Here is a 19,239-nt window from a genome sequence, read left to right as displayed (position 1 = left end):
ATGGCAACATCTAGTAAAACAGCTGCAGCTGGAAAGCAGGCGAAGAAAAAAGTAAATATTTCCGATCAGAATCTGCTGTTAATCATAACAATTGTAATTTTCCTTGTTATGTATCTCGGTGCCATCATTTTCCTTGGAGGCGGTTTCCGAAACGCTCAGAACTTATTTAACATTCTGATGCAGCAGTCAGCTCTGATCATCACGGCATGCGGTATGAGCCTTGTTATGATTACCGGCGGAATCGATATTTCTGTCGGCGGTGTAGTTGCTCTGGTCTGCATGAGCTGTGCGGTATGCCTGGATTACATGGGCGGAAATGTTCCGCTGTCTATCCTGGTAGCTCTTGGCATTGGTCTTGCATATGGTGTTGTACAGGGATTCCTTGTAGCTTACCTTGAAATCCAGCCCTTTATTATTTCACTGGCTGGTATGTTCTTTGCAAGAGGTATGACCACAATTGTACATTCACAGCCGTTTAACGTAGAGAATGAAGCATTCCAGGCGCTGAAGAGTACACGTATCATCGTTCCGGGAATGGGAAATGTAAACCGTCTCGGAAATTATGTTGATGCATATATCAACATCGGTGTTATTATTGCTCTGCTTGTAGTAGTTCTTTTATTTGTAATGCTTCGCTGGACAAAACTCGGACGCGCGTTCTACGCAGTCGGCGGAAACAGCCAGAGCGCGTTGATGCTCGGTATTAACGTTAAGAGAACAAAATTTATTGCACATCTTATGTGCAGTATTCTGGCAGGTATTGCAGGATATGCATTCTTCCTGTATGTTGGTTCCGGTTCACCGTCACATGCGCAAGGTATGGAAATGGATGCGATTGCATCATCCATTATCGGAGGTACATTGCTGACAGGTGGTGTTGGTAATATTATCGGAACATTCGTTGGTGTTCTTTCACTGAGCACAATTCAGAACATTGTTTCTTCAATCGGTCTGGACGATGCATGGTGGACAGGAATTACAGTAGCGGCTATGCTGTGTCTGTTCCTTATTATCCAGAGTATAGTTACATCACGTAAAAAAGATTGATCATATCGGAAGAATATCTGATAAAATTCACCCCGTACAGCTGGGCTGTACGGGGTGAATTTTTGGGAAAAATCTTTTGCAGCAATATAGGAACAGTTCTCATAATATGGAAGTGAAAAGTTTAAAATGAATGAAATGAAGATGTAGATTTCAAAAAAATGATATTCTGAGTGAATTAGCCAAGAAAAAAACGATAAAAATGCAAGAAACCATTGACGAACTATCAAAAATTATATACAATATCAAACAGTGAAAAAAAGAGTGTATCAATGTTTAAGAAAGAGTGGAGGATTTCTGTAATGACTGCGTACAAAGATTTAACGAAAGAAGAACTGCTGGAACTGAAAAGCGGACTGGAAGCCAGGTATGAAGAAGTAAAGGCCAAGGGACTGAAGCTGGATATGTCCAGAGGAAAGCCGTCAACAGAGCAGCTTAATCTGTCAATGGGGATGATGGATGTGCTGAACAGCAGTGCGGATCTGACTTGTGCTGATGGCGTTGACTGCCGCAACTATGGCGGTCTGGATGGTATCGCCGAGGCAAAACAGCTTCTTGCCGATATGATGGAAGTTCCGAAGGATAATGTGATTATCTTTGGAAATTCCAGCCTGAACGTTATGTACGATACAGTAGCACGCGCTGTGACGCACGGTATTCTTGGAAGTACACCGTGGTGCAAGCTGGATAAAGTGAAGTTTCTCTGTCCGGTGCCGGGCTATGACAGACATTTTGGTATTACGGAACATTTCGGCATCGAGATGATAAACGTGCCTATGACGTCTACAGGACCGGATATGGATATAGTAGAAAAGCTTGTAAGTGAAGATCCTGCTGTTAAAGGAATCTGGTGTGTGCCGAAATATTCAAATCCACAGGGAATTACATACTCAGACGAAACGGTTTTCCGTTTTGCGAATCTGAAACCTGCGGCAGAAGATTTCCGTATCTACTGGGATAATGCATATTGTGTACATCATCTGTATGAAGACAAACAGGACTATCTGATCGAAATTCTCTCAGAGTGTAAGAAAGCCGGTAACCCGGATATGGTTTACAAGTTTTCTTCTACATCCAAGATCAGCTTCCCGGGCTCGGGTATCGCTGCACTTGCCGCATCTGAAGCGAACCTGAATGACATCAGAAACATGATGAAGATGCAGACAATCGGACATGATAAGGTGAATCAGCTTCGGCATGTACGTTTCTTCAAGGACGTACACGGAATTGTGGAACATATGAAGAAACATGCGGACATTATGCGCCCGAAATTTGAAGCTGTAATCGATGTACTCGAAAGAGAGCTGGGCGGTCTGGAGATTGGTTCCTGGATCAAGCCGCTGGGAGGATACTTCATCTCCTTTGATGCCATGGAAGGCTGTGCAAAGGCAATCGTTGCAAAAGCAAAAGAGGCAGGACTTGTGATGACGGGCGCAGGCGCGACTTATCCGTATGGAAAGGATCCGCATGACAGTAATATTCGTATTGCGCCGTCATATCCGACTCCGGAAGAACTGGCAGTAGCAACAGATATTTTTGTGCTCAGCGTAAAACTTGTCAGCATCGACAAATTGCTGGAGAATATGTAGATTCGGATTTGTCGGAGAGCTGTGAGTGGAGAGGCGTCCGAAAACACCTGGATACCAGGAGATTGGATAATCGGATCTGGAAATGAGGGATGTGTGCTTTTGTTTCCGTTCCGCAGATAAAGAAAAACTAAAAAACCTGACGACAGGCTAAGAGCAAAATTTACAGCAGAAAACTCGCATTCGCTCAGACAATTCTGCTGTAAATTTTAACGCCTGCCGCCAGGTTTTCTGTTTTTCTAATATCTGCTCCAAAGTCACCAAAAGCACACATCCCTCATTTCCAAAAGTCGAATCCAATCGGCGGTATCCCGCTGTTTTCTGCGCACATCCAGTCAGCAGTATCCCCGACAATTCCGAATTTCAGAAAACAGGAAAAAACCGGAGCTGTTCCGACTGCAGTTGCCCGGATCTAAAGCATCACTACTGCCTGGATCACCTGCCGTCTCCGCCGTTAAAGCTCCCCGCTGTTTTTGTCTTATGAGGATCTGCGAAGGGAATTTCCGGACTGAGGAACAGAAAAACTTCTTCGTCCTCTGTTTTCCTTTTTCAATACCGGAAGTTCACTTCGACAAATCCGAAGTTATACTTATTTCACTTCCGTCCGGCGAATGATGGCATAGGCACCCAGATAAAAGACGGCTGCCAGCAGCAATAGGGTCAGAAGGGGTAACAGGTAGTTGACTGTTCCGCCGTTCATAAAGCCCATTGCCCGGGAGGCCAGTTTCCTGATACTATCCACAAGATTTTGCGGCAGAACATATCGGAACAGTGCCACCGCCAGCAGTATTATGCCGGCGAGGATCGCAACCAGGCAGAGGGACAGAGTTTTCTCCAGTTTGTGTATCACAAGGACGGCCAGATAGGACAGGCTGCTGATTAGCATATAGAGAAGAAACAGCCAGATCCAGTTTGGAAGAATATCGCCATATCCGTAAATAACGCCGAACAGAGAGTTATAATTTGGAACAAAATAGTGCAGCAGATTACCCATAACAGTATCTACAAACGACATAATCCCTCCGATAAATGCAAACATGGAGAGTGTGGCAGCAAAAATATATTTCCGTGTAAATCCGTTCTGGATCATCATTTTAAAGTCTTCACTGTACCCTAATGCACCGAGAATACCCACATAAATAAAGGTGTTCATCTCCAGACAGCTGGTGCCTGCGGTCTCCGGATCTCCTGTTATGGCGGAGACCATAATATAGATCAGCAGAACAATCGCATACATGATTGCATAAAACAGCCAGATATACTTAAATGAAGTCATACATTCATACTGAATAAGGATACGTAATTTTTTCATCATTCATCCCCGCCTTTCTCTGTCAGTTTTATAAACAGCTTCTGCAGATTCATTCGGGTAATCTGTAAATGGCTTCCCGGTGGAAGTTTCGTCTTTTCGCCGATTATATAGGAGAGTTTCAGGCCACCCAGTTCATCGTTCCCGATCACATTTTTATCCTTACAGTAACTGTCAACTTCTTCTGCCAGACCAGAGACACAGTATCCTCTTTCCAGCAGCGTGTCCACGTTTTCCTGGAGAAGCAGTTTTCCTTTATCAATTAAAACAACTTCCTCAATAATATTGGCGACTTCTTCAATCAGATGGGTAGCGATAATAATTGTCTGGTCGTTGTCTTCAAAGTTTTTCAGCAGAAGATTATAAAATAATTCTCTGTGATTGGCGTCAAGCCCCAGCACCGGTTCGTCAAAGATCACATAGGGGACGTTCAGCGCCAGAGCCGCCGTCAGTTTGACAATGGACTGATATCCTTTTGAAAGGGCCTTGAAACGTTTGGTTACATCAAGATCAAATTTTTCTGCGGTTTGGAATGCCTTTTTCAGATCAAAGCTGTCGTAAAAGCGGTCTATCCATTTAAAGAGGTCCTTAATTTTAAGGCTTGAGGCATAAAGATCGGCTTCGCTCATACAGAAAATCTTTTCATGCACGTCCATATTTTCTCCTGCAGGAAGACCATCGATAAAAACAGTTCCTTCATCAGCAAAAATGCGGTTGGCGATAATGTTGATAAGAGTGGATTTTCCGGCGCCGTTTCTCCCGAGAAAACCATAGATCTTTCCATGTCTAAAAGAAAATGAGACATGGTCAAGAGCGGTAACGTTTTTATAGCGTTTGGTAACATTATTAATCTGAATTGCACTCATCTTCATAACCCCTTTCTAATAAAGCAATAATCTCGTCCTTTGTCATTTTAAGTTTTGATGCTTCGGCGATCATTGCGGCAATATACTGGTCATAAAACAGTCCCTGCCGTTTCCTTCGTATCTTTTCAACAGCCCCTTCTTTTACAAACATACCCAGACCTCTTTTTTTATAAATAATTCCTTCATCCACAAGCAGATTCATTCCTTTTAGAACTGTGTGGGGATTAATATTCAACAGGGCAGAGATTTCGTTGGTTGAAGGAATTTTGTTTTCCTCCGGGAATATCCCTGTGAAGATAGAGTCCTCAAGCTGTTCTGCAATCTGAATGAAAATCGGTTTTTCTGTATCCGGATTAATGTGCAAATAATTCACCACCCTTTGCTTGCTAGTTTGTTAGTTGAGTAACTAACTAGCTTTGATATCAGTATATGTGTTTTTTAGTGTCGCGTCAATATGTTTTCTGAAAAAATAAAATACCGCAGAAGATTCCGGCTTTAATTTCCCGAGATCTTTTGCGGTATCTTTGTTTTCTGGGAACTTTTTTTTACAGAATCCCCAGATGTTCCAGCAGGATTTTCAGACCCAGCAGAATCAGTATGATCCCGCCGGCCAGTTCTGCTTTTGATTTATACTTTGTGCCGAAGATATTGCCGATTTTCACTCCGGCGGCAGAAATGATAAATGTTGTAATTCCGATAAAGGAGACAGCGGCAGCAATATTGACTTTCAGAAATGCAAATGTAATGCCCACGGCCAGGGCATCAATGCTGGTGGCAACTGCCAGAAGAAACATGGTCTTTATATCCAGAGAATCGCTTTCATTTTCGCATTCGCCTGAACAGGCTTCCCGTATCATATTTCCTCCGATAATGCCAAGCAGAATAAAAGCAATCCAGTGATCAATGGCTGTGATGCTGTCTTTGAACTGAGAACCGAGCAGATATCCCAGCGCCGGCATCAGTGCCTGAAATCCTCCGAACCATATGCCTACGACAGCTGCTTTCTTAACCGTGATTTTCGGCATGGCAAGGCCCTTACAGACAGAAACAGCAAAGGCATCCATGGACAGTCCTACTGCTAAAATAAAAAGTTCCAGTAATCCCATAAAATTTCCTCCTGATATGTAAAATGTATTGTGATACGTTTCCTGCCTGAAATATCCATGTCTCTGAAGAGGTATGAATATATTTTCCGCGAAAAAAAACAGGCGCGTCTGCTGCACCTGCCGGAACAAACATGTACAGCACACAAAGAAACTGTACATGAGTCTCATTATTTAAGATAAGCCAGGCCGAATGGCCAGTATGTTGACTTACCACGTAGAAGTACGCCAATTACTCCCTCACGAACTGAGAATATATTATCAGTTCGGAGAGAAAATTGCAAGAAAAAATCCGGATTTGTCAAAGTGAACTTCCGGTATCGAAAAAGGAAAACAGAGGACAAAGAAGTTTTTATAAGACGGATTCAGAAGAGGGGGATAGGGAATTCTGTTTCCGTTCCATGAGTTAAGAAAAATAACGGAACCTGGGAATCAGCTAAAAACAGGATTTACAGCGGGCTAACTCGCATGCGCTCGGACAGAGCCCGCTGTAAATCCTGACGCTGATTCTCAGGTTCCTATTTTTCTAAACTCATTCCAAAGTCATCAGAATTCCCTGTCCCCCTCTTCTGAAAGGCGCATCCCGTATCTCCGTCCCGTTCTATCCAGGAAATTCTGAATTTTTTCCGGTATTTCTTAATTCAAGTTCATTTCGACAAATTTATTTACCAGATCCCAAGGATATGCTGGAGCCCCAGGCTTACCAGGGTGATTCCCGCCCAGCAGCAGAATCCGGTAAAGATTGGTTTGCCTCCGGTCTTTATCAGTTTAATGACGTTTGTGTTCAGACCAATGGCAGCCATTGCCATAACAATAAGAAACTTACTCAGGCCTTTCAGCGGGGCGGTTACTGCGGCGGGAAGCTGAAAGAAAGTTGTTATAACTGAAGCCAGTATAAAAAACAATACAAAGTAAGGGAATGATTTCTTAAGACTGAACGAAGAGCCTTTTGAAGATTTTTCTTTTTTCCCTCTGTAAATGGCAAGAACCAGCGTGATCGGAATGATTGCGAGGGTTCTTGTCATTTTTACGATTGCAGCTGCATCCAGTGTATTGCTGCCGTGGATGCCGTCCCAGGCAGTAGCTGCCGCGGTAACAGACGATGTATCATTGATTGCGGTTCCGGCAAAAAGTCCGAAGCCTTCATTGCTTAACCCCAGCATTCCGCCCAGTGTTGGAAAGATCAAAGCGGCCAGTACATTGAAGAGAAAAATGACAGAAATAGACTGTGCTACTTCTTCGTCAGATGCGCCGATTACCGGTGCGGTCGCCGCAATTGCGCTTCCACCGCAGATAGAGGAACCCACTCCCACAAGAACAGCATTATTCGCACGGAGTTTCAGGGCCTTGTAAAGAATAAATGCAATAACAAGGGAAGTCGTGATTGTGGAAATAATAATAGGAAGAGACTGCTTCCCTTTTGCCAGGATCTCCGTCAGATTCATGCCGAATCCAAGAAATACTACGGCAGCCTGAAGAATTTTCTTTGAAGTATAATTGATACCTTCCGCAAATATTTCCTTCCTGGTAAGAATAAGTGTCAGTATCATACCGATCAGGATTGCGAATACCGGGCCTCCGATAACAGGAAGCGCCTGACCGAGAAACCAGGACGGCACTGCTATAACCAGGCAGAGCAGAAGTCCCGGGACGTTTTTCTTTAGTAAATTCATATGTATTTTCCTCTCTTTCTCTCATCATTCCGAAAAGAAAACAGTTTTTTATGTCCGTTTTTCTTTCTACGAAACTGTAATTTTTTTCCTGCAGATACAATATCATAATCAAATCATAAAATAAAATTATATATCTTTATTTTATCATAAAAATATGTTATAGTAGATACAGGGAGTAGTTCAGTATAAAGAGGGGCGGGGACTCTGTGCAGGAGTGCTCCGCTCCTTATCTCTTTATATAAGGGGGATATTATGCTTGATTTCAGAATGGAAACGTTTCTTACGGTGTGCCGGTATATGAATTTTACCAGAGCATCAGAAAAACTGAATATTACGCAGCCGGCAGTTTCTCAGCATATCCGTTTCCTGGAAAAGCATTATAATACTAAGCTTTTCCGGTATGAAGGGAAGAAGCTCAGACTGACAGGCGCCGGGGAGATTTTGCGGAATGCGTCTCTTGCAATGATGCACGATGAACAGTCCATGCAGAATGAAATGCAGAAAACGGAGCAGGAGGCGGAGATCCGGTTCGGAGCTACCCGCACTATCGGAGACGCAGTGATGGGGCAGGTGCTGGAAAAGTATCTTGCCCGATATCCCCAGGCCAGAATTCATATGGAAGTGGAAAATACCCACGATCTTCTTGTGCGCCTGGATGAAGGCCGGATTGATTTTGCCCTTGTGGAGGGCTTTTTCAAGAAAACCGAGTATGATTTTCAGATTTTTTCCCGGGAAAAATATATAGCTGTCTGCAGTCCGGATTATACTTTTCGTGACACGCCGGACTGTATCGAGAAACTTTTTCAGGAAAGGCTTCTTCTGCGTGAAGAGGGATCCGGCACAAGAGAGGTGCTGGAGCGCTGTCTGGAGGCTCATAATCTGAGTATCCAGGATTTTGCAAAAAGGATGGAAGTGGGCAGCATGCAGACGATTAAAGAGTTGACAAAAGCCGGATGTGGTATTACATTTTTATATGAAGCCGCAGTCCGCAGAGAACTGGAAGACGGCTCTCTGCGGCAGATTCCGCTTCGGGATTTTCCTGTTGTTCATGAATTTGCATTTATCTGGAGACGGGGGAGTATTTATGCTGAATGGTACAGAGAACTGTTTCGCAGGTTCTCGGCGTAATCTGCAGGCAGATATACGGAACTGCGGGTATCTAAGGAAAAAGGAAGTGACAGATTAAAAATGTTGCAGGTAGAACATTTATCATATGATGTTTTAGAAGAAGGGAAGCAGTCGGAGATTTTAAATGACGTCAGCTTCACTGTAAATGACGGTGAGATGCTTGTAATCACCGGTCCGAACGGAGGTGGAAAATCTACTCTTGCCAAGCTCCTGATGGGAATAAACAAGCCTTCGTCCGGAAAGATTCTGCTCAACGGCGAAGATATTACGGAATATACTATAGATGAGAGGGCAAAGGCGGGGATCGGCTTTGCTTTTCAGCAGCCGCCTCGTTTTAAAGGTATGACGGTGCGCAGGCTTCTGTCGTTGGCGGCAGGTCATTCTCTGGATGAAAAAACATGCTGCAATTTGCTGAGCAGCGTAGGTCTCTGTGCCATGGAGTATATCGACAGGGAGGCGGACGCTACACTTTCCGGCGGAGAAATCAAAAGAATCGAGATCGCTACAGTGCTTGCAAAACAGCATAAACTTTGCATTTTTGACGAACCGGAGGCGGGAATTGACCTGTGGAGCTTTTCCATGCTGATCAAACGGTTTGAGCAGATTCATAAGGAAAAGCAGGAGAGTATGATCCTGATTTCTCATCAGGAGAGGATTATCCGCATGGCGGACCGGATTATGGTGATTTCTGACGGAAAAGTAGAGTCTATCGGTGCTGCAGAAGAGATCATGCCGAAACTGTTTAATCAGGAAGCGGATTCCTGTGAGTGCAGGCGACAAAAGGGAGGTGAGCTCTATGGAGCTTAATAAAGTGACAGAAGATGTGCTTAAGGTAATAGACTCTTACGGCTTCAGGCAGGAGGGCGCGTACAATCTGCGGCTGAACGGTATGGCAGTATGCCATGGAGACAGCAGACACATCAAAATTGTGCCAAAAGAAGATAAACCGGGAATTGATATTCATATCAGCGGAGAGACAAAAGAAGAGCAGGTTCATATTCCTGTGGTAATGTCTCAGGAAGGCGTGGATATTGTATATAATGATTTCTATATCGAGGACGGCGCGGATGTAACGATCGTGGCCGGATGCGGTATACACGGCGAAGGATGCAGCGAGACCCGCCATGACGGAATTCATACGTTTCATGTAGGAAAAAACGCAAATGTAAAATATGTGGAAAATCACTATGCAGAAGGAAACGGTACCGGAAGCAAGGTTCTCAATCCGGTGACAAAGATTTATGTGGGAGAAAATTCAGTATTTACTCTGGAGACTACTCAGATCAAGGGCGTGGATTCCACAGAGAGAGAGAACTATATTGAGCTTGCGGAGAACGCGAAACTGTTTGTTACAGAGAAGCTTATGACAGATGAGGAACAGACTGCAGTGTCAAATATGGAGGTGGAGCTGAATGGTGAAAACAGCTCTGCGCGGATTGTATCCCGTTCTGTTGGAAAGGGCACATCCAGACAGGTATTCCATCCCAGGGCTATCGGGAACAATCTCTGTCATGCCCATATTCAGTGTGATTCCATTATCATGGATCATGCAGAGATCAGCTCCATACCTGAAATTGACGCCAAGCATGTGGATGCTCAGATTATCCACGAGGCGGCAATTGGAAGAATCAATGACGAACAGCTTGTAAAGCTTCGGACATTCGGTCTTACAGAAGAAGAAGCAGAGTCTGTTATCATTGAAAGCTTTTTGAAATAAAACAGGCAGAGATTCGATATTGGCTGAAAAAACGACGTAAAATGGAAGCAGCAGGATACGGCTGAAAAGTCTTTCCTGCTGCTTTTGCTTTACTTTAGTTTTCTTTTGCCCATCCGAAGGAATATTTTACTGCTTTATTCCACCCTCTGATCCGGCTGTCTCTGTCTTCCGGGCAGATGGAGGGCTCAAAGGTTTGTTCAATAATCTGGTTTTTAATCACATCATTTTTATCGGCCCAGTAACCGACTGCCAGACCGGCCAGATATGCTGCGCCTGCAGCGGTTGTCTCCACACAGGCAGGGCGTCTGACCGGCGCGTTGATGATATCTGCCTGAACCTGCATCAGAAAATCATTTGCACTGGCTCCGCCGTCTGCCCTGAGCGCTGCCAGTTCAATACCGGAGTCGGCTTTCATGGCAGTCAGTACGTCGTTTACCTGGTAGGCCAGAGATTCCAGTGTTGCCCGGATAATATGATATTTGTTTACGCCCCGGGTAATTCCAACAATGGTTCCTCTTGCGTACTGATCCCAGTGGGGCGCGCCTAGTCCGGTAAACGCAGGAACTACATAGCAGCCGTTTGTGTCGGGAACTTTCTGCGCCATATAGGCGGAGTCGGCAGCGGAATCAATCAGGCGCATCTCGTCCCTCAGCCACTGGATCGCAGCTCCGGCTACAAAGATAGAACCTTCCAGCGCATAGGTTACCTTCCCGTCCAGTCCCCAGGCTATGGTAGTAACAAGCCCGTTTTTGGAAAACACAGGAGTTTCTCCGGTATTCATCAACAGGAAACAGCCTGTGCCGTATGTATTTTTTGCTTCTCCGGGAGCAAAGCAGGTCTGCCCGAACAGAGCTGCCTGCTGGTCGCCTGCGGCTCCCGCAATCGGAATGGCGCCTCCGAAAAATGAGGGATCCGTCTCTCCGTAAATGCAGCTGGACGGCCGGACTTCCGGCAGCATGCTTCCGGGAATATCAAGTTCTTTCAGAATCTCTTCGTCCCATTCCAGGGAGTTGATATTAAACAGCATCGTGCGGGACGCATTGGAGTAATCCGTTACATGAACTTTGCCTTTTGTCAGTTTCCAGATCAGCCAGGTTTCCACAGTGCCAAAGAGCAGTTCTCCTTTTTCAGCTTTTTCCCGGGCGTCGGGAACGTTATCCAGAATCCATTTTATTTTTGTGCCGGAAAAATAAGCATCAATGACAAGTCCGGTTTTATCCCGGAACTTTTCTGTCAATCCCTTCGCTTTCAGAGAGTCGCAGTAGCCGGAAGTTCTCCGGCACTGCCATACAATGGCGCGGCAGACCGGTTCGCCCGTTGCCTTGTCCCATACAATAACTGTTTCCCGCTGATTTGTAATACCGATTGCCGCAATATCTTCAGCAGATGCGCCGATTTTGTTCATAGCTTCGACTGCTACTCCAAGCTGGCTGGCCCAGATTTCATCCGCGTCATGTTCCACCCATCCCGGACGGGGAAAATACTGCGTAAATTCCCGCTGGGCCGAGCTGCATACTCTGCCCTTTTTATCAAAAAGAATACAGCGGTTGCTGGTAGTCCCGGCATCAAGTGCCATAACATATTTTGCCAAAATCAGTCCTCCTTTCGTAAAGGGTTATCCCTTCTGAGCTGAATATTTTATTTACATACATCAATCCATTCGAGTGACCGTGCGGCTTTTTCCAGTTCTTCACAGGTCATTTCCACTGCAGAGTTTCCGCTGCCGGCAGCAGGGAAAACGGTATCGAATCGTTTCATAGAAACGTCAAGATATACTTTTACAGTATCCGGATTTCCAAAGGGACATACACCGCCGATGGCGTGTCCGGTCAGGGATTCCACATCTTCCGGCGCAAGCATTTTTGCCTTCATTCCGAAGAAATGTTTGAACTTGCTGTTGTCGATTTTCATATCTCCGGCAGTGACAATCAGGATGGCCGCATCTTTTTCTTTCGTATAAAACGACAGAGTTTTTGCAATCCGTGCGGGCTCAACGCCCGCTGCCTGTGCGGCCAGTTCAACAGTTGCGCTGGAAACGGGAAATTCCAGAATTTCTTTGTTAATGTGATTCGCGTCAAAATAATTTTTTACAATTTCTACAGACATGTATTCATCTTCCTTTATCTAGTATTTGAATAAATTATAACAAGAATCAGAGGCTTATGGAATGACTTTTGTGCTTATTTGACAGTAAAGGCAAGTATATTGCATTTCTTATGCGGACGTGGTAACATTATTTTCGGATTAAAATACAGGATATTTTTCCGGGCGCCGGAGTCTGTATCCGGCGTATTAGGAGGTATAAAAATGAAAAATGTAAATGTGAGAAAGCTTGCCCTTGCAGGTATTCTTGTAGCGGTGGGAATTGTATGTTCTCCGCTGTCTGTTCCCGTTGGGGCATCCAGGTGCGCTCCGGTTCAGCATCTTATCAACATACTCGGCGGAGTATTTTTAGGGCCCGGATATGCGGTTGGCATGGCCTTTGTGACAAGTCTCCTCAGAAATATTATGGGTACAGGAACATTGCTGGCATTTCCGGGATCTATGTGCGGAGCATTTCTGTGCGGTATTTTATATAAGTACGGAAAGCGTCTTCCCCTGGCATATGCGGGAGAGTTGTTTGGTACGTCTGTGATCGGCGGATTCCTCAGCTATCCTGTCGCGGCGCTTCTTATGGGAAGTGAAAGTGCGGTATACGGGTTTGTACTCCCGTTTTTTGTGTCAAGCTTCGGCGGAACAATTATTGCGGCAGTACTGGTGACGGCTATGAAGAAGATGAAAGTATTTGATATTTATCTGGGAAATCTGGAACCGAAAGTGCAGGCGGCAGGCGCGGGAAAGAAGCAGGACTGATGCATTTGAACAAAGCCGGGGCGCGCCCTGACTTGAGGTGTTTGACTTGCTGGCAGCACATGAAAAAGGAGTATAAGAAACAAAAATGTTTAAAAATTGTCTTGAAAATGTAAGGGGCCGCATCCCGTTGATACATAATATAACCAATTATGTTACAGTAAATGACGTGGCAAATGTGATCCTCGCATGTGGGGGAAGCCCGATTATGTCTGATGAGGCGGAGGATGTGGAAGATATAACTTCTCTCTGCGGAGGACTGAATATTAATATAGGTACGCTGCACAAAACCAGTATTGAGGGTATATTCCGTGCCGGACGCCGTGCCAATGAACTGGGACATCCGATTGTACTGGATCCGGTAGGCGCAGGCGCAAGTGAATTTCGGACAGACACTGCCCTTTCCCTTATGAAGAATCTGAGGCTGAGCGCAGTCCGGGGAAATATTTCCGAGATCAGGACGCTGGCCGGGGACAGAGGAAATACCAAGGGTGTGGATGCAGATATAGCGGATGCAGTGACAGAGGATACGCTGGATGAGGCTGTGGCATTTGTGAAAGCATTTTCGCGGAAGGCCGGTTGTATCATTGCAGTTACCGGGGCGGTTGATCTGGTATCAGACGGAATCTCCTGTTTTGTAATCAGAAACGGACGTCCGGAGATGGGGAAAATTACAGGAACCGGATGTCAGCTGTCAGGAATTATGACGGCTTATCTGACAGCCAATCCTGACAGCCCTCTGGAGGCGGCTGCGGCTTCGGTGTGTATGATGGGGCTTGCCGGTGAGATCGGGTGGAGCCGGATGCAGAAAGGTGATGGCAATGCCACCTATCGGAACCGGATTATTGACGCTGTTTATAACATGACAGGAGAAGAACTTGAGAAAGGAGCAAAATATGAACTGCGATAAAAAAGATCTGCTTCTCTATGCAGTAACAGACAGAAGCTGGCTGAATGGACAGACACTCTGTGAACAGGTGGAACAGGCTTTGAAGGGGGGCGTAACATTTCTTCAGCTCAGAGAGAAAGAACTGGATGACCAGGAATTTTTCGAGGAGGCTCAGGTAATTCAGAAGTTGTGTAAAAAGCATCAGGTGCCTTTCTTAATTAACGATAATGTTGCTTTAGCTGCAAAGATCGGAGCAGACGGTGTACATGTGGGGCAAAGTGACATGGCGGCAGGCGAGGCCCGCGCAAAACTGGGACCGGACCGGATTATCGGTGTATCCGCCCGTACAGTGGAAGAAGCTCTTGAGGCGCAGAGGCAGGGAGCAGATTATCTGGGAGTGGGAGCAGTATTTCATACCGGATCCAAAGCCGACGCGGCAGAGGTGGATCATCAGGTTCTCAGAGACATCTGCAGAGCTGTTGATATTCCGGTTATTGCCATAGGCGGTATAACCCGGGATAATGTTGCGCAGCTCAAACACAGCGGGATCTGCGGAATTGCTGTTATAAGTGCGATTTTTGCCCAGAAAAATATTGAAGCCGCAGCCAGGGAACTGAGAATGCTTACTGAAGAGATGGTGAAAGAATGAGATGATTCGCGGTATTATTTTTGATGTAGACGGAGTACTTCTGAATTCTATGCCGGTATGGGAAAACCTGGGTGAGCTGTATCTGAAAAGCCGGGGAATCCCGGCGGAAAAGGGACTGGGAGAGACTCTTTTCTCCATGAGTCTGGAAGAGGGCGCCCGGTATCTGATTTCCCATTATGGTCTGGAGCTGACCTGCGAGCAGGTTGTAAAAGGCCTTGCAAGGGAAGTGCGGGATTTTTATGCAGAAAGAGTTCCCCTTAAGGAAGGGGCGCGTCAGTTTCTGGACGAGTTCCGTGAAAGAAAAATTCCAATGGTAATTGCAACTTCCGGTGACCGGAATAATACGGAGGCTGCGCTGAAACGGCTGAAAGTATTTTCTTATTTTCAGGGAATATTTACCTGTTCTGAGATCGGAAGCGGGAAAAATCAGCCGGATATTTATTACGCGGCGGCTCTGCATCTGGATACAGATGCAGAAGAAACGCTGGTGTTTGAAGACGCATATCACGCACTTCGGACAGCGGGAAAAGCAGGTTTTAAAACGGTTGCCGTCTATGACAGATCGAATGACAAACAGCTGGCTCAGATCTGGAATACAGCAGATATTTATCTGCCCGAATTTGCGGATTTTGATCTGTTCTGGAAAAGAGTCAGCCGACTTTGACAAAAATAATAATTTGCTATAGAAAGGAAAAGGTTTCTATGAAAACAGCATTGACGATTGCGGGAAGTGATTCCAGCGGCGGCGCCGGAATCCAGGCGGACATTAAAACAATGATGGCCAACGGTGTTTACGCCATGAGCGCGGTTACTGCGCTGACTGCGCAGAATACTACCGGTGTGGCGGGAATTATGGAAGCGGCGCCGGAATTTCTGGCCCGGCAGCTTGACTGCATTTTTACAGATATCCGGCCGGATGCGGTAAAGATCGGGATGGTATCCTCTCCGGATCTGATTGCAGTAATTGCAGAAAAGCTGGGGCAGTACAGTGCCGGAAATATTGTACTGGATCCGGTTATGGTTGCAACCAGCGGCGCCCGGCTTATTTGCGAGGATGCCGTGGAAGAACTTAAAGTGAAGCTTCTGCCGGCAGCGGATGTACTTACACCGAATATTCCCGAGGCAGAGGTGCTTTCCGGCAGAAAGATTACTTCAACGGAAGAAATGGAGAAGGCGGCCGAGGAGATTGGCGAATCTTACGGATGTGCAGTTCTGCTGAAAGGAGGGCATGCCCTTAATGATGCCAATGATTATCTGTTTCAGAACGGCCGGGGAAAATGGTTTTCCGGTCAGCGCATTCATAATCCGAATACGCATGGTACCGGTTGTACGCTGTCCAGCGCCATTGCGTCGAATCTGGCTAAAGGCTTCGAACTGGAGGAGGCTGTACAAAGAGCAAAAGAGTACATATCCGGCGCCCTTGCCGCAATGCTTGATCTGGGAAAGGGCAGCGGACCAATGAATCATGGCTTTGATATAAAAAGCAGATTTTTCTGAGACCTTGCATCATGCAAAATAATGGATGTTTTACTGATACCGGTACGGAGCCTGAAAGGCTCCGGAAGGTATGCTTTCTATAAACTTTCTCGGAGTCATCCCGTATTTCTTTTTGAATTCCCTGTAAAAATAAGATAAATTTGAAAATCCTGCAGACAGTGCGGTATCCAGGACAGACTGGGCTCCCTGTGCAAATTGTTCCGCGGCCTTTTCCAGGCGCAGATTTTTAATATATTCCAGGCAGGAAGTGCCTGTATATTTTTTGAAAAAGCGCATAAAATGATATTCGCTGAAATAGCAGATCCGGGCAAGCTGGGGGATTGTAAGTTCCTCGGCGTAGTGTTCTCCGATATATTCCAGTACAAGTTTCAATTTAAAGGTGTGTTCTGTTTCAAGCGGTGAATGAACAACCTGCTCATCGCTGTAAGGAAGGAGCGCGACTATGGCCTGAAGCAGGAGAGAACGCAGAAGCAGCTCATAGCCTGCTGGCGTATTGTCATAAGCCTGGTTTATTTTCAGGAAAATATCAAAAACATTTTTATATGCCGGATGTTTCTTTCTAATCAGACAGGGCAGAATCAGAGTCTGGTTTATTACAGGCGTCAGGTATTTAACCGCGCAGATATCTGCAGAATTTGCTCCTAAAAAATTCATATGAAATACATAAGTTTCCGAACGCATTCCATCCCGGGTTGAAGCAGTAATTGAGTGGAGAACGGCGGGAGGTACAAAAAGAAGATCTCCCTCTCTGACTTCATATGTATCAAGCTGTACCTGATAGGTGCAGCTTCCTTCGGTAATCAGAGTCAGCTCCGCTTCGTCATGCCAGTGGGGAGAAACGGAAGGATACAGCTCAGTCAGCGTCGTTATATATTTTTTCAGAGGAAACATGTGCTCGCCGTGGCGTGCCTGTTCCTTCTGTTCCGGAGAAAGAGAAGAATTGTGCGCCATTTTAACTCCTTTCGGACAATTTTACCCAAAGGGGACGGAGCCTTTTGCAAAGGGGTCTGACCCCTGGCAGAATTGTACAATAAATATGAAAATATTGTACAAGAATTTTCTTTGTTACAGCTATATAATAACAGTATCATACAAAAATGACAATAAGGAGCAGATGGAAATGAAAAGAAAATGGTGGCATGACAAGGTTGCGTATCAGATTTATCCGAAGAGTTTTCTGGATTCGGATGGGGACGGGATTGGCGATCTGCGGGGAATTATATCCAAACTGGACTATCTGAAAGATCTGGGAATTGATATTATATGGCTTTCACCGATTTATCAGTCGCCTTTTGTAGATCAGGGATATGATATTTCGGATTATTATAAAATTGCAGAAGAATTCGGGACAATGGAGGAATTTGACGAACTTCTTGCCGAGGCGAAAAAGCGGGGGATGTTTATTCTTATGGATCTGGTCGTAAATCACTGCTCTGATAAGCATGAATGGTTTCAGAAGGCGCTGGAAGATCCGGAGGGAGAATATGCGCAATATTTTCATTTTGTACAGGGAAAGGATGGAAAAGAGCCGAGTAATTATCGTTCATATTTTGGAGGAAGTGCCTGGGAGAAGGTGCCGGGGACGGAGAAATATTATCTTCATATGTTTGCAAAGGAACAGCCGGATCTGAACTGGGAAAACCCGAAGCTTCGTGATGAAATCTATAAAATGATGAACTGGTGGCTTGATAAAGGGCTGGCGGGATTTCGAATAGATGCAATTATCAATATTAAGAAAGATCTGAGTTTCCCGTCGTTTGAACCTGACGGAACGGACGGACTTGCTTCCTGCGTGAAAATGGTTGAGGAAGTACAAGGTGTAGGGGAATATTTTGAAGATATGAAAGCGCATACATATGGGAAATATGATGCCTTTACTGTGGCAGAAGTATTCAATATGAAGCAAGATGAGCTGCCTGAGTTTATCGGTGATAACGGACATTTTTCAACGATATTTGATTTCAGCGCACATGAACTTGTTCAGGGAAGCCATGGCTGGTATGATTCCAGACCTTTTGTTTTTACAGACTGGAGAGATGTGATTTTTGCATCGCAGAAAGAAGCGCAGGGGATAGGATTTAAAGCAAATATTATTGAAAATCACGATGAACCAAGAGGCGCAAGTCGTTTTCTTCCGGAATATGCACAGAATGAGACAGGGGTAAAGATGCTTGCGACAACTTTCATGTTTTTGTATGGGATTCCCTTTATTTATCAGGGACAGGAGATCGGTATGACCAACTGCAGGCGCAGCGACATTTCCCAGTACGATGATATCAGCACAAAAGATCAGTATCGCGAAGCTCTGCAGGCAGGTTGTACCAGAGAAAAGGCTCTGGAATGCTGCTATGAGAACAGTCGTGATAATGCCCGTACTCCTATGCAGTGGAATGGCGGTAAAAATGCAGGATTTACATCGGGAACCCCATGGCTTGCATTAAATCCCGACTATAGAAAGATTAATGTGGAAGAACAGGAAAAGAGAGATGATTCTGTTCTTTCCTATTACAGAAAACTGATTGCGTTAAAAAAGTCATCGGAATTCAAGGAAGTTCTGACTTATGGAAGATTCGTTCCTGAATACGAAGATTCTGACAGCATTTTTGCCTATCATCGGATCAGGGAAGACGGAGGACAGAATATTCTGGTTGCCGCCAATTATGGAAAAGAGACATGTGAAATTCCGCTTAAGAGAGAGTTGATTAAGGTTCTTATATCTAATATTGGTGAGGAGGATGTAATTGAAAGGGAGGCAAAAAAAAGCGGGAAAATAAAGCTGAATAGCTGTCAGGCTGTGGCCCTGGAAATAAAAGAATGAGGACTGCGGGACAACGACAGGGGAAAGATAAAATGAATAAAATTTCAAAAAACCAGGGAGGATTTCTTGCGCTTATCAGAAATCAGACCCTGGTTTTTGAATATTCAGAT

19 protein-coding genes are annotated in these 19,239 nt (G+C 45.2%); 11 read left to right on the top strand and 8 right to left on the bottom strand.

Features of this window, described 5'->3' with window-relative positions:
* Positions 1-1,047 carry an ABC transporter permease gene (locus AC0QUU_RS12680; protein WP_474543263.1) on the top strand — a complete coding sequence of 349 codons (1,047 nt, stop codon included), beginning with the start codon at positions 1-3 and terminating at the stop codon, positions 1,045-1,047.
* A gap of 299 nt (positions 1,048-1,346) precedes the next feature.
* On the top strand, positions 1,347-2,633 hold the full coding sequence (locus AC0QUU_RS12675) for an aspartate aminotransferase type Ic (RefSeq protein ID WP_474543262.1): 1,287 nt from the start codon (positions 1,347-1,349) through the stop codon (positions 2,631-2,633).
* A gap of 586 nt (positions 2,634-3,219) precedes the next feature.
* Here the strand turns inward: AC0QUU_RS12675 and AC0QUU_RS12670 are convergent.
* The 5 genes from AC0QUU_RS12670 to AC0QUU_RS12650 all read right to left on the bottom strand — a co-directional run bounded on the left by AC0QUU_RS12670 (position 3,220) and on the right by AC0QUU_RS12650 (position 7,581).
* Positions 3,220-3,945 (bottom strand): hypothetical protein, encoded by a 726-nt coding sequence (locus AC0QUU_RS12670; RefSeq protein WP_474543261.1) that lies wholly within the window; start codon positions 3,943-3,945, stop codon positions 3,220-3,222.
* Positions 3,942-4,805 (bottom strand): ABC transporter ATP-binding protein, encoded by an 864-nt coding sequence (locus AC0QUU_RS12665; RefSeq protein WP_474543260.1) that lies wholly within the window; start codon positions 4,803-4,805, stop codon positions 3,942-3,944. Before AC0QUU_RS12665 ends, AC0QUU_RS12670 begins: the two co-directional genes overlap by 4 nt.
* Entirely contained in the window at positions 4,786-5,169 is a 384-nt protein-coding gene (locus AC0QUU_RS12660) for a GntR family transcriptional regulator (protein ID WP_474545582.1), read from the bottom strand. The genes AC0QUU_RS12665 and AC0QUU_RS12660 overlap by 20 nt, the downstream gene beginning before the upstream one ends.
* A 181-nt stretch (positions 5,170-5,350) precedes the next feature.
* Complete coding sequence (locus AC0QUU_RS12655) at positions 5,351-5,911, bottom strand: manganese efflux pump MntP (RefSeq protein WP_474543259.1); 561 nt, start codon at positions 5,909-5,911, stop codon at positions 5,351-5,353.
* A gap of 662 nt (positions 5,912-6,573) precedes the next feature.
* Positions 6,574-7,581 carry a YeiH family protein gene (locus tag AC0QUU_RS12650; RefSeq protein ID WP_474543258.1) on the bottom strand — a complete coding sequence of 336 codons (1,008 nt, stop codon included), beginning with the start codon at positions 7,579-7,581 and terminating at the stop codon, positions 6,574-6,576.
* Positions 7,582-7,833: 252 nt separating this feature from the next.
* Between AC0QUU_RS12650 and AC0QUU_RS12645 the strand changes: the two genes are divergently transcribed.
* Genes AC0QUU_RS12645 through AC0QUU_RS12635 form a run of 3 tightly spaced genes read left to right on the top strand, consistent with a single transcriptional unit; the run spans position 7,834 to position 10,426 of the window.
* Entirely contained in the window at positions 7,834-8,709 is an 876-nt protein-coding gene (locus AC0QUU_RS12645) for a LysR family transcriptional regulator (protein WP_474543257.1), read from the top strand.
* Positions 8,710-8,769: 60 nt separating this feature from the next.
* The gene (locus tag AC0QUU_RS12640) at positions 8,770-9,516 is read left to right on the top strand and encodes an ATP-binding cassette domain-containing protein (RefSeq protein WP_474543256.1); all 747 of its coding nucleotides are present in this window, start codon (positions 8,770-8,772) and stop codon (positions 9,514-9,516) included.
* Positions 9,506-10,426: a SufB/SufD family protein gene (locus tag AC0QUU_RS12635; RefSeq protein ID WP_474543255.1), complete on the top strand. Its 921-nt coding sequence runs from the start codon at positions 9,506-9,508 to the stop codon at positions 10,424-10,426. The genes AC0QUU_RS12640 and AC0QUU_RS12635 overlap by 11 nt, the downstream gene beginning before the upstream one ends.
* Before the next feature lie 94 nt (positions 10,427-10,520).
* Here AC0QUU_RS12635 and glpK read toward each other — a convergent pair whose 3' ends face one another.
* On the bottom strand, positions 10,521-12,017 hold the full coding sequence (gene glpK / locus AC0QUU_RS12630) for a glycerol kinase GlpK (protein WP_474543254.1): 1,497 nt from the start codon (positions 12,015-12,017) through the stop codon (positions 10,521-10,523).
* Positions 12,018-12,064: 47 nt separating this feature from the next.
* A complete protein-coding gene (locus AC0QUU_RS12625) occupies positions 12,065-12,532 on the bottom strand; it encodes a YbaK/EbsC family protein (protein ID WP_474543253.1) in 468 nt (155 codons plus the stop codon).
* Between the two features lie 201 nt (positions 12,533-12,733).
* Between AC0QUU_RS12625 and thiW the strand changes: the two genes are divergently transcribed.
* The 5 genes from thiW to thiD all read left to right on the top strand — a co-directional run bounded on the left by thiW (position 12,734) and on the right by thiD (position 16,311).
* Positions 12,734-13,279 (top strand): energy coupling factor transporter S component ThiW, encoded by a 546-nt coding sequence (gene thiW / locus AC0QUU_RS12620; RefSeq protein WP_474543252.1) that lies wholly within the window; start codon positions 12,734-12,736, stop codon positions 13,277-13,279.
* 85 nt (positions 13,280-13,364) lie between these two features.
* Positions 13,365-14,186, top strand: a complete 822-nt coding sequence (thiM, locus tag AC0QUU_RS12615; protein WP_474543251.1) for a hydroxyethylthiazole kinase — start codon at positions 13,365-13,367, stop codon at positions 14,184-14,186.
* Entirely contained in the window at positions 14,173-14,814 is a 642-nt protein-coding gene (thiE, locus tag AC0QUU_RS12610; RefSeq protein WP_474543250.1) for a thiamine phosphate synthase, read from the top strand. Before thiM ends, thiE begins: the two co-directional genes overlap by 14 nt.
* A 1-nt stretch (position 14,815) precedes the next feature.
* Positions 14,816-15,478 (top strand): HAD family hydrolase, encoded by a 663-nt coding sequence (locus AC0QUU_RS12605; protein WP_474543249.1) that lies wholly within the window; start codon positions 14,816-14,818, stop codon positions 15,476-15,478.
* A 38-nt stretch (positions 15,479-15,516) separates the two neighbouring features.
* On the top strand, positions 15,517-16,311 hold the full coding sequence (thiD, locus tag AC0QUU_RS12600) for a bifunctional hydroxymethylpyrimidine kinase/phosphomethylpyrimidine kinase (RefSeq protein WP_474543248.1): 795 nt from the start codon (positions 15,517-15,519) through the stop codon (positions 16,309-16,311).
* A 30-nt stretch (positions 16,312-16,341) separates the two neighbouring features.
* Here the strand turns inward: thiD and AC0QUU_RS12595 are convergent, their stop codons facing one another.
* Positions 16,342-17,262 carry an AraC family transcriptional regulator gene (locus AC0QUU_RS12595; RefSeq protein WP_474543247.1) on the bottom strand — a complete coding sequence of 307 codons (921 nt, stop codon included), beginning with the start codon at positions 17,260-17,262 and terminating at the stop codon, positions 16,342-16,344.
* A gap of 169 nt (positions 17,263-17,431) precedes the next feature.
* On the opposite strand from AC0QUU_RS12595, the gene AC0QUU_RS12590 reads away from it, so the two are divergent.
* A complete protein-coding gene (locus AC0QUU_RS12590; protein WP_474543246.1) occupies positions 17,432-19,129 on the top strand; it encodes a glycoside hydrolase family 13 protein in 1,698 nt (565 codons plus the stop codon).
* Positions 19,130-19,239: the final 110 nt, after the last annotated feature.

It is taken from the genome of Mediterraneibacter sp. HA8405, from assembly GCF_056148955.1.
This window is presented reverse-complemented; position numbering and strand designations above follow the sequence as displayed.

Bases quoted from the DNA above. Each gene is read 5' to 3' on its own strand.
- AC0QUU_RS12605 (WP_474543249.1), top strand. From the start codon at position 14,816: ATGATTCGCGGTATTATTTTTGATGTAGACGGAGTACTTCTGAATTCT.
- AC0QUU_RS12590 (WP_474543246.1), top strand. From the start codon at position 17,432: ATGAAAAGAAAATGGTGGCATGACAAGGTTGCGTATCAGATTTATCCG.
- AC0QUU_RS12635 (WP_474543255.1), top strand. From the start codon at position 9,506: ATGGAGCTTAATAAAGTGACAGAAGATGTGCTTAAGGTAATAGACTCT.
- AC0QUU_RS12650 (WP_474543258.1), bottom strand. From the start codon at position 7,581: ATGAATTTACTAAAGAAAAACGTCCCGGGACTTCTGCTCTGCCTGGTT.
- AC0QUU_RS12595 (WP_474543247.1), bottom strand. From the start codon at position 17,262: ATGGCGCACAATTCTTCTCTTTCTCCGGAACAGAAGGAACAGGCACGC.
- thiE (WP_474543250.1), top strand. From the start codon at position 14,173: ATGAACTGCGATAAAAAAGATCTGCTTCTCTATGCAGTAACAGACAGA.
- AC0QUU_RS12670 (WP_474543261.1), bottom strand. From the start codon at position 3,945: ATGATGAAAAAATTACGTATCCTTATTCAGTATGAATGTATGACTTCA.
- AC0QUU_RS12665 (WP_474543260.1), bottom strand. From the start codon at position 4,805: ATGAGTGCAATTCAGATTAATAATGTTACCAAACGCTATAAAAACGTT.
- AC0QUU_RS12655 (WP_474543259.1), bottom strand. From the start codon at position 5,911: ATGGGATTACTGGAACTTTTTATTTTAGCAGTAGGACTGTCCATGGAT.
- thiW (WP_474543252.1), top strand. From the start codon at position 12,734: ATGAAAAATGTAAATGTGAGAAAGCTTGCCCTTGCAGGTATTCTTGTA.
- AC0QUU_RS12675 (WP_474543262.1), top strand. From the start codon at position 1,347: ATGACTGCGTACAAAGATTTAACGAAAGAAGAACTGCTGGAACTGAAA.
- thiD (WP_474543248.1), top strand. From the start codon at position 15,517: ATGAAAACAGCATTGACGATTGCGGGAAGTGATTCCAGCGGCGGCGCC.
- AC0QUU_RS12680 (WP_474543263.1), top strand. From the start codon at position 1: ATGGCAACATCTAGTAAAACAGCTGCAGCTGGAAAGCAGGCGAAGAAA.
- AC0QUU_RS12640 (WP_474543256.1), top strand. From the start codon at position 8,770: ATGTTGCAGGTAGAACATTTATCATATGATGTTTTAGAAGAAGGGAAG.
- AC0QUU_RS12645 (WP_474543257.1), top strand. From the start codon at position 7,834: ATGCTTGATTTCAGAATGGAAACGTTTCTTACGGTGTGCCGGTATATG.
- AC0QUU_RS12625 (WP_474543253.1), bottom strand. From the start codon at position 12,532: ATGTCTGTAGAAATTGTAAAAAATTATTTTGACGCGAATCACATTAAC.
- thiM (WP_474543251.1), top strand. From the start codon at position 13,365: ATGTTTAAAAATTGTCTTGAAAATGTAAGGGGCCGCATCCCGTTGATA.